This is a genomic window from Allosphingosinicella deserti (genome assembly GCF_003012735.1).
Lineage (GTDB): Bacteria > Pseudomonadota > Alphaproteobacteria > Sphingomonadales > Sphingomonadaceae > Allosphingosinicella > Allosphingosinicella deserti.
Genome location: NZ_PXYI01000007.1, coordinates 301,500 through 309,771 on the forward strand (window position 1 = coordinate 301,500; position 8,272 = coordinate 309,771).

At 64.4% G+C, this 8,272-nt stretch carries 11 protein-coding genes and 1 pseudogene; 5 read left to right on the forward strand and 7 right to left on the reverse strand.

What is annotated here, in order from left to right:
- The first annotated feature begins 15 nt into the window (after positions 1 to 15).
- The gene (locus C7I55_RS20795; RefSeq protein WP_106514928.1) at positions 16 to 1,068 is read left to right on the forward strand and encodes a DHH family phosphoesterase; all 1,053 of its coding nucleotides are present in this window, start codon (positions 16 to 18) and stop codon (positions 1,066 to 1,068) included.
- Positions 1,065 to 2,216: a UV DNA damage repair endonuclease UvsE gene (uvsE, locus tag C7I55_RS20800; protein WP_106514929.1), complete on the forward strand. Its 1,152-nt coding sequence runs from the start codon at positions 1,065 to 1,067 to the stop codon at positions 2,214 to 2,216. The genes C7I55_RS20795 and uvsE overlap by 4 nt, the downstream gene beginning before the upstream one ends.
- A 30-nt stretch (positions 2,217 to 2,246) precedes the next feature.
- Here uvsE and C7I55_RS20805 read toward each other — a convergent pair whose 3' ends face one another.
- Positions 2,247 to 3,179 carry a methyltransferase gene (locus C7I55_RS20805; RefSeq protein WP_106514930.1) on the reverse strand — a complete coding sequence of 311 codons (933 nt, stop codon included), beginning with the start codon at positions 3,177 to 3,179 and terminating at the stop codon, positions 2,247 to 2,249.
- Between the two features lie 149 nt (positions 3,180 to 3,328).
- Here C7I55_RS20805 and C7I55_RS20810 point away from each other — a divergent pair, with 149 nt between their 5' ends.
- Together C7I55_RS20810 and C7I55_RS20815 are read left to right on the forward strand one after the other, a co-directional pair.
- Positions 3,329 to 3,934, forward strand: a complete 606-nt coding sequence (locus tag C7I55_RS20810; protein WP_106514974.1) for a response regulator transcription factor — start codon at positions 3,329 to 3,331, stop codon at positions 3,932 to 3,934.
- A gap of 15 nt (positions 3,935 to 3,949) precedes the next feature.
- Positions 3,950 to 4,678 (forward strand): NAD(P)-dependent oxidoreductase, encoded by a 729-nt coding sequence (locus C7I55_RS20815; RefSeq protein ID WP_106514931.1) that lies wholly within the window; start codon positions 3,950 to 3,952, stop codon positions 4,676 to 4,678.
- Positions 4,679 to 4,794: 116 nt separating this feature from the next.
- Here C7I55_RS20815 and C7I55_RS20820 read toward each other — a convergent pair whose 3' ends face one another.
- The 5 genes from C7I55_RS20820 to C7I55_RS20840 form a co-directional block, all read right to left on the reverse strand.
- On the reverse strand, positions 4,795 to 5,301 hold the full coding sequence (locus C7I55_RS20820) for a helix-turn-helix domain-containing protein (RefSeq protein WP_146151098.1): 507 nt from the start codon (positions 5,299 to 5,301) through the stop codon (positions 4,795 to 4,797).
- Positions 5,302 to 5,323: 22 nt separating this feature from the next.
- Positions 5,324 to 5,749, reverse strand: a complete 426-nt coding sequence (locus C7I55_RS20825) for a hypothetical protein (protein WP_106514933.1) — start codon at positions 5,747 to 5,749, stop codon at positions 5,324 to 5,326.
- A gap of 32 nt (positions 5,750 to 5,781) precedes the next feature.
- Positions 5,782 to 6,150, reverse strand: a complete 369-nt coding sequence (locus C7I55_RS20830) for a hypothetical protein (protein WP_106514934.1) — start codon at positions 6,148 to 6,150, stop codon at positions 5,782 to 5,784.
- 464 nt (positions 6,151 to 6,614) lie between these two features.
- Complete coding sequence (locus C7I55_RS20835; protein ID WP_106514935.1) at positions 6,615 to 7,055, reverse strand: helix-turn-helix domain-containing protein; 441 nt, start codon at positions 7,053 to 7,055, stop codon at positions 6,615 to 6,617.
- A 104-nt stretch (positions 7,056 to 7,159) separates the two neighbouring features.
- A complete protein-coding gene (locus C7I55_RS20840) occupies positions 7,160 to 7,345 on the reverse strand; it encodes a hypothetical protein (protein ID WP_146151100.1) in 186 nt (61 codons plus the stop codon).
- A gap of 282 nt (positions 7,346 to 7,627) precedes the next feature.
- On the opposite strand from C7I55_RS20840, the gene C7I55_RS20845 reads away from it, so the two are divergent.
- On the forward strand, positions 7,628 to 8,050 hold the full coding sequence (locus tag C7I55_RS20845; RefSeq protein ID WP_233222336.1) for a GbsR/MarR family transcriptional regulator: 423 nt from the start codon (positions 7,628 to 7,630) through the stop codon (positions 8,048 to 8,050).
- A gap of 112 nt (positions 8,051 to 8,162) precedes the next feature.
- Here C7I55_RS20845 and C7I55_RS28575 read toward each other — a convergent pair.
- A pseudogene (locus tag C7I55_RS28575) lies at positions 8,163 to 8,272 on the reverse strand (IS630 family transposase); the annotation flags it as partial.

Consider the following 8,272-nt stretch of genomic DNA (forward strand, 5'->3'; position numbering starts at 1 on the left):
ACCGCCGTGGCCGTGATGCGTACCAGAGAGGCCGGGGAGACCGGAAAGGCATTCGCCGAGGCTGTTCGCAGCTTCGCGCCGGAGCGGCCGCCGCTGGTGCTCGGACATTTCGACGCCGACGGCTTGGCGTCTATTGCGATCCTCGCACGGGCGTTGGAGCGATCCGGTCGGCCGGCCGAGATCCGGATCGTCGGCAAAGGCGAGACTGTCTGGTCGGAGGCTATGCGGGCCGAGCTTGCGGACCGACGCCCTGGTGGCCTCGTCGTCGCGGATCTCGGGGTTCGGGAGAGGGCGGTGCTTGACGGCGTCCCTACGATCCTCGTCGATCACCATGTTCCGAGCGGAGCGCCAGGTGACGCGCTCGTGCTCAGCGGCAACGGCCTCGATCCGGAGCCGACCAGCGCATTGATCGCTTACTGGTGTGCTCAGGGTCTCGGGGCGGCCGACGATCTTCTCTGGCTCGCCGCCATGGGATTGATCGGCGACATGGCGGAGGCGGCGGGCTTTCCAGAGCTTGCGGCTGCGCAGGCCCGCTACGGCAAGACGGCGCTGCGGAACGCAGTCGCCCTGGTCAACGCGCCGCGGCGCACCGGTGCGGCGGATGCGAGGCCGGCTTTGGCACTGCTTCTCGCCTGCGACAGCCCGAAGGAACTATTGTCGGGGGCGCGTCCCGAAACGGCTTTGCTGCATGCCGCCAAGCAGGAGGTCGCCTGCGCGCTGGACGGCGCCCGCCGGGTTGCACCCAAAATTCGGGGCGACGTTGCCCTGATCCGGTTCGAATCGCCGTGCCAGATCCATCCGCTGATCGCCCAACAATGGCGCGGACGGCTACGCGATCGCATCGTGATCGCCGCCAACAGCGGCTATCGCGCGGGCTGGGTCCATTTCGCCGCACGCAGCGCCGGCGGACAGGATCTCATCGCCTTTCTCGACGCGCACCGGCCTGCGGGTGCCGACGGCCAGTATGGCAACGGCCATCGCCAGGCGACCGGCGGCGCGCTCCCCATTCCGGTCTGGAACGCATTCGTGACGGAACTCGGCTTTCCCGAGGAGCAATTGACCCGATGAGCATCCAAGAACGGCCGCTTCGGCTCGGCTTTCCCGTCAAGGTGATGGGCCGGCCCGACCTCAAGAGCAACGACACCAGGCGATGGCAGAAGGGGCCGCACCTCAAGACGTCGCTCGAATATGTCGACGCGATCCTCGACTATCTCGCCCAGGTCGGCATCGACATGTACCGGCTGAGCTCGGATCTCGCACCCTACGCCACCCATCCGGACCTGCCGCAATTCCACTCCATGGTCGCGGAGAGCGATGCCGAGCTTGCCGCGATCGGCGCCAAGGCGCGGGCACTGGACATGCGCCTGTCCTTCCATCCGTCACAATATGTGCTGCTCAACAGCGCCGACCCCAAGCTCACCGCCAAGAGCATCTGGGATCTCGCCTCCCAGGCCGAGATACTCGACAGGATGGGGATGGGACCCGAGGCCGTGCTCGTCACCCATGTCGGCGGCGTCTACGGCAATCACGAGGAAAGCCGCGCCCGATGGATCGAAGGCTGGAACGCCTGTCCGGAACATGTCCGCAAGCGCCTGGTACTCGAGAATGACGACATCCGTTTCTCCGCCGCCGACGTGCTCTGGATCCATGAGCGCACCGGCGTTCGCCTGATCTTCGACCACCAGCATTTCTGGTGCCTCAACCCGGAAAGTCTTGAGCTCAGGCCGACCCTCGAGGCCTTTCTACGCACCTGGCCTGACGGTGTCCGTCCCAAGATCCACTTTTCGTCGCCCCGTACCGAGCTTCGGGAGGTAAAACGCAAGGTGAGGAGCAGCGAACGTATCGCGGCAGCGGACGGGAGACCGGGGCGTGGTGTCACCAAGGGAGCGGTGAAGGCGACGAGTCGGGTAAAGACCGTACTTTTGCCGCCGATCTGGACCGGTCATGCCGATTTCACCAACCCGTTCGAGTTCGCGACCTTCATGCGCATCGCCGAGGGATTGGCGTTCGACGTGATGATGGAAGGCAAGGCGAAGGACATCAGCCTGCTCAAGCTGCGGCCCGATCTTCTCCGGTTCGCCCCCGACGTCGCAGCACGCTTCGGCATCTTTCCGGCACAGGCCGAGCAACTCGAGGCCGATGAACGCCGCCTTGAAGCCGGAGTTGCCAGCGATCCCGAGCCCGACGTCGACGAAGGCGTCACTGCTCCCGGCTGAGCCCGAACTGCCTAAATCCCGATAGCTGCCTCAGCTGCGTTCGATGATCGCGGAGACCGCGGCAATCCGTTCGACGTCGACATAAGGCGGCTCATCAAGTTCCTCTCCGAAAATGTCGGGATCGATCTCGCTGTAATCGAGCGTGCAGCCGCGGGTTGGCAATTCGCCGCGCAGCGCCGCCAGCAATGCATCCTCGCCATCGACGATCGCGACACCGGTGTAGAGCAGCATCTTACCTCCGGGCTCAAGCCGCTCGGCGCCCGCGAGCGCCCATTCGAGCGAAAGCGCCGCGCCGTGCATGTCGCCGCCGTTGCGGTAGGCGCGATCCGCTTCGTCCATGACATAAGGCGGGTTTGCGACGATCAGATCGATCGGACCCTCGACTCCGTCGAGACCGGGGGCTTCGACCTGTTCGATGGAGATGCCGAGATGCGCGGCATTGGCGCGGGCAAGCCGGTGCGCTTCGGGATTGATATCGGAGAGGGTCAGGCGAGCGTGGCGCAGCAGCTGCTTCGCCGCAAGCCCGCCCGCGCCCGTGCCGGCACCGATGTCGACGACATGACGATAGTGCTGATCGCCGGCGAGCGCCTCGCGAATGAAGCGCACGAAGCGATAGGTGTCGGGCCCGAAGAACACGGAATGCTCATCGTCGGTCGGGAAGGCGGAATGCAGGAACAAGTGGTCGTCGATCGACGCCGCCCGCAGCTTGCTCTTCAGCAATCCATCCTTTGTCTCGACGGCCCCGGCCGCCTCGAGCGGATCGAGGATGTCGCGTGGCAGGAGCGACGCGGGGAAGGGGCGGTTCCAGCCGAACACGTCGCGCAGGCTCCGCGCCTCTCGCCGATTGTCCCGCTTCAGGATGCGGGCGTGGGTCGCCGGGGTGACTGCGGTGAACCGATAGGCGTGGGCGTGGAGCGCTCGCAGCAATCTCAGCAGGTGCGGGTCTGGAAGATCAGCGGTCATCTAGGATCCTGGAGGCATGGCGTCGGACGAGGCCAGTGCAGGCCAATCGCGCAGGATTGAGCATGGTTCCCGAACGATCGAAAGGCTGATTGTCCGCGCGTCTCAACTTCGCCCTTCCCGTGCCCGCCGCAACTCCTATGATCGGCGCAATGTCTGGAGAGAATGAGCACGAGGCACTCCTCGCATCGATCCACCTCAGCGCAATTGCGACGGTGGTGACGGATGCGCGGCAGGCCGACAACCCGATCTGCGGGGTCAACGCCGCGTTCGAAGCCCTGACCGGCTATTCGGCCGAGGAGGTGGTCGGACGCAATTGCCGCTTCCTGCGCGGCCACAACAGCGAGGACGGCGCTTCGGCCACGCTCAGGGAGGCGATCCGCGCGGCGCGCCCGGTGATGGTCGAGCTACTCAACTATCGCAAGAACGGCAGCCCTTTCCGCAACGCGGTGATGATCGCGCCGATCTTCGCCGCCGACGGCAGTGTGCGTTACTATATCGGTTCGCAGATGGAGGTTCCGGAACGGCAGGGCGCCGATGTCCGCTCGGTCCGCGCGCGTGAGCACCTCGCGCGCCTGACCAACCGGCAGCAGGAAGTGCTCCGGCTGATGGCCGGCGGCCTGCTCAACAAGCAGATCGCCTTCGAGCTCGGCATCTCCGAGAAGACCGTGAAGATGCATCGCGCTGCCTTGCTCTCCCAGCTCGGCGCGCGGTCTTCGGCCGATGCCGTCCGGCTGGCAGTCGAGGCCGAGATCTGAGCGGGAGCCAGGGCGATGCGGGTTTCGGTGTTCAGCACCAAGAGGTATGACCGGAATCATCTCCAGGTGGCGAATGCAGCCGCGGGCGCGCCCCATGAGCTCGTCTTCCTGGAGCCTCATCTCGGTGCGTCGACGGTCATGCTCGCCGCCGGAACGGAGGCGGTCTGCGCATTTGTCAACGATCTCGCCAACAGGACCGTTTTGACGGCGCTGAGGGATCTGGGGGTACGCGGCATCGTCCTGCGGTGTGCAGGTTACAACAATGTCGATCTCGTCGTCGCCGAGGCCCTCGGGCTGCCGGTCGGCCGCGTGCCGGCCTATTCGCCATACGCCGCGGCCGAGCATGCTGCGGCGCTCATTCTGTCGCTCAATCGCAAGATCCATCGCGCGTATGCGCGGGTGCGCGAGAGCAATTTCGAGCTCGATGGGCTGATCGGCTTCGATCTGCACGGGCGAACGGCGGGGGTCGTCGGGACGGGAAAGATCGGTTATCTTGGCCTCGACGTGTACGAAGAAGAAGGCGATCTGTTCTTCGATGATCTGTCCGGAGAGGTGCTTCAGGACGACGCCTTCGCCCGTCTGTTGACCTTTCCAAATGTGCTGATCACCGGCCATCAGGCGTTCTTCACGGAGGAGGCGCTGAAAGCGATCGCGGACACCACGATCGCCAATCTCAGCGCGCTCGAACGTACCGGGCTTCCGGTTCACCAGGTCCGCTCAGAGCAGGTTATCGCCCAGCTCTGAGCCGACTGGTGAGAACAAGCGCGGCGGGAAATGGAGTCGCCCTTGTTCTCAAAGGCCGAGGCCGCATACTATCGACCCTGTAGTCGACGCTCACACGAGGGCCCCGGGGCTTCGGATCAGCGCAGATGCGGGCCGCTGAGGAAGGTGAGCTGAAGCCAGCTGCGGACCTCGTCCATCGCATCGGGCGTGAGCTCGAGATAGGCGCGACGCGCGTCGCGTGGATCGAGGCGGCGGTTGATCAGACCGGTTTCCTCCATCTTCGTGAACCAGCGCAGCGCGGTCGTCGGCGGCACGCAGGCGGCAGCGCATGCGTCGGTGACGGTGATCGCCTTGCCTTCCACACGCGATGCGAACAGGTGCAGCATCGTGTCCCAAACCGGATCGGCGAACAATTGGGCCGGAAGGCTGGTCTCGCGCAGGCGGCGGGCACGAAGATAATGGCGCGCGATTTCGCCGAATTCGATGTCGCGCGGGTCCTCTGGCATGCCGCTGCCGTCGACCAGTCGGAGCTGTCCACGCGACCGCTCGCGCACGAGCCCGCCAAACGGGCCCGGGCGATCCGAGCGCCGCTGCATCGGCGGGATCTCGGCGATCGTTTCGGCCGCGGGAAGGAGCTTCTTCATCTTATTCTCCGGAAACATCACTTCAATGGGATAGGAGGAGTCGCTTGGCGGCTCTTCGATCGAGCTCTACGCCGAGCAGCAGGCTGATCAGGACGGGGATCGCCCAGACGCTTTCGAGCGCTCGGTAGATGGCAGGGGTGAAGGCGGGCGCCAGCATCGTGCTGAAATGGGTGACGACGGCGATCAGGTGAAAGCCGGTCATCCAGATCGGCCAGAACCGCCGGCTGGCGAGCATCAGGCCGTAAAATCCCGCGAGAAGCGCGGAGTCGACGGCGAACACCGCCAATTCCGTGCTTCCCCAGGCGCGGCCGAAGCGCGCCGCTGGGATCGTGACGATTGCTGCCGTTATGATCAGGAAGGCCGCCCACCGGCCGTCCTTTCCACCAAAGACGATCGCGTAACCGCAGCACAGGGCCGCGAGCATCCAGAACAGGAGCGGAATCAGCATAGCGAACCACGATCACAAGCCAGTTGGACGGGTCAAGCCCGGATGGGTTCCGCGCGCGGGGCACGGCGAGTCTCGGCAGGCGGGGTCGCCGTCGCCGTGGCCGGCCAGGTGTCCGGGCAGCCGAAGTTCTCGGGCGCGAAATTGCTCTGCGCCTTGATGGCGGCGAGGTGCCTGATCGTTGCGACCATCTCGCCCCGGCCCTTCACAACCGAATTAAGGCTCTCCGTCATCGATGCGAGCAGCTTCTGGCTCTGGCTTGCCGGAAGATCGGAGCTCGAGGTTGCCTCGATGATCGAGGCATACATCCGCACGCTGTTCAACAGGGCGTCGTCAACGGCAGCGACGGCATTCTTGGAATCGGCGGCCACGATGGCACCTGCACCCGGACGAAAGTTGAACATGGTCATCTCCTCATGCCGCGGCGGCGGCGTTTGGGTAGCTGGGGTTGGCTTCGACAATCCGGATCGGGCGAGGGCCAACTGCGCCTCCGCAGCTTCTACCCTGTCCGTCCAAGCTTCGGAGCCTGGCTCGACATCGGAGCAGGTTGGCTTGGTTCGCAAGTCAATCCTGTTCCGTTGCCCCCCTCATCGCTGGCCGGGTGGGGGCTCGGCAAGCAGCCGCGATGGTGATCCCAATTGTTGGGATATCGCGGAAAACTGCCAATTCTCCATTGGAGGAGGATATGGTCGCGCAAAATTCCGAGCGGGCGGTGACCGGAATGGTAGGAGGAATGGATCCCTCGCCGCGCGGTGATCGGACCTTGCATATGCACGCAGAGCCAGGCCGCGGATCTCACGGCCGGTCGATGCCACGCAGCGTTACGCATTGCGCGACGCCGGACAGGCGCAGCGCTAAGAGCGTGAACTCAGCTGAACGTCTTGAGGACGCCCGCCATGGCGAGTGCAAGGGCGATCATCGTCGCCGCCGCCACGATCGCGACCTGCAGCGCCTGGACGGTTTTCTGCGCCCAGCTGAGGTCGTTTACGCGACCGCCGATCGGCGGCAGGCCAAGCCACCGCGACCATGTGCCGGGACGTTCATCGGAAGTCTCGGCAGCGCTCGCCGTCAATTCCGAGGCCGAAAAGCCGCTGGCCGACGAGCCGGCTTCTTCCCAGGCGACGAGCGCACGCGCCGCCTCCCGCCGGTTGGCTGCTCCGAGGCGGGCGATCGACGCTTTCACATAGGTGTCGACCGTCTGCGGCGTGAGGCCGGTTTCCTTGGCGATCTCTTTCGATGACATGCCCTTCGCGACCAGCCGAAGGCAGTTTTTCTGCCCTTCCGACAACAGGAGCGTGGGATCATTCACCGCGAGAGTTCCGAACGTACGGGGGTTGTCGAATCGGCCTGGAGCAGGCGCTGGCCTTTCAAGTCGCGGAATCGGTCCGATCCCGTTCCAGGCGGCGGCGGTGCTCAGTGTGCACGTCCTGCAGCGATCGGCTTGCCGAGATGGGCCGCCTCGTAGCCCTGCAACATGTCGAAGCCCATCTGGAGGTGACAGGCAGGAACCGTCTCTCCGATGGCGTCGCACAAGTCGATGGCCAGCCGAAGATGCTCGAGAGCCTGGTCGACGATGGCCTGACGGTCAGGATTGGTCACTTGGTTCATACCCCCTTGTATATCGAGAGGCCGCCGCAGGCGAGCGCCTTTCGACAGCGCATCGCACACTGTCCCGCGCTTGCCCGATACAGCCGGACGGAGGCCCACCATGGTGGTGATCGAGCGTGCATGTCTCGGGATCTTCCCGGCTCGGCGCGCGCCGCTTCGACGTGCGCCTCACATGCGGTCAGGTCCGTTCAGTGTTGACTAAACGGAGTTGGTGCTTACGTTCCAGCAATGGCGGACAACCGAAACGCTGCGGCGGATCATTTCGTGGAATCCATGGGATTGCACTTCGAAGCGGACGGGATGCCCCGGATTGCCGGGCGCATCCTTGGCCTGTTCATTCTCGAAGGCGGGCCTCTGAGTTTCGCGGTTCTCGCCGAGCGGCTGAAGATCAGTCGTGCCAGCGTCAGTACCAACACACGGCTGCTCGCCGAAATGGGTGTGATCGAAAGGACGACCGTTTCGGGTGAACGTCAGGACTATTTCCGGATGGCGGATTCTCCTTATGTCTGCCTCCTCCACAAGATGGCGGACAGGGCTGACAAGGCAGCGCGGATGACGGATCAAGCGGTTGCCGGCCTCGTCGAAAGCGATCCGGACGTGCGCAGGCGGCTTGGCGCCTTTTCCGAATTCCAGCGTGCAATCGCTACCTCCGCAAAGCGGCTCGCCAACAGCATTCGCAACCCGGCAAAGCACTGAAATTGTTGGGCTCGGTCTTTGTTCAGCCTTGATCGAACAAACTGAACGATTATCTTCGATACGCTGTCAGGGTCATCTCTGGCGGCTCGCAGGTACTTAGAGCATGATCATCTTAGACTGAAGCATATCCGCTGTTTGCGAGGTAGTTTGCGCATTCGACGGGGTCGAAGCAGTCGAGGAGGGTTCCGATGCGCTTCCAGCAGGCTTCGACGGTGCGCTCCT

Coding starts and splice junctions, on each gene's coding strand:
- C7I55_RS20795 (WP_106514928.1), top strand. CDS start 16: ATGCGTACCAGAGAGGCCGGGGAGACCGGAAAGGCATTCGCCGAGGCT.
- uvsE (WP_106514929.1), top strand. CDS start 1,065: ATGAGCATCCAAGAACGGCCGCTTCGGCTCGGCTTTCCCGTCAAGGTG.
- C7I55_RS20805 (WP_106514930.1), bottom strand. CDS start 3,179: ATGACCGCTGATCTTCCAGACCCGCACCTGCTGAGATTGCTGCGAGCG.
- C7I55_RS20810 (WP_106514974.1), top strand. CDS start 3,329: ATGTCTGGAGAGAATGAGCACGAGGCACTCCTCGCATCGATCCACCTC.
- C7I55_RS20815 (WP_106514931.1), top strand. CDS start 3,950: ATGCGGGTTTCGGTGTTCAGCACCAAGAGGTATGACCGGAATCATCTC.
- C7I55_RS20820 (WP_146151098.1), bottom strand. CDS start 5,301: ATGAAGAAGCTCCTTCCCGCGGCCGAAACGATCGCCGAGATCCCGCCG.
- C7I55_RS20825 (WP_106514933.1), bottom strand. CDS start 5,749: ATGCTGATTCCGCTCCTGTTCTGGATGCTCGCGGCCCTGTGCTGCGGT.
- C7I55_RS20830 (WP_106514934.1), bottom strand. CDS start 6,150: ATGTTCAACTTTCGTCCGGGTGCAGGTGCCATCGTGGCCGCCGATTCC.
- C7I55_RS20845 (WP_233222336.1), top strand. CDS start 7,628: ATGGGATTGCACTTCGAAGCGGACGGGATGCCCCGGATTGCCGGGCGC.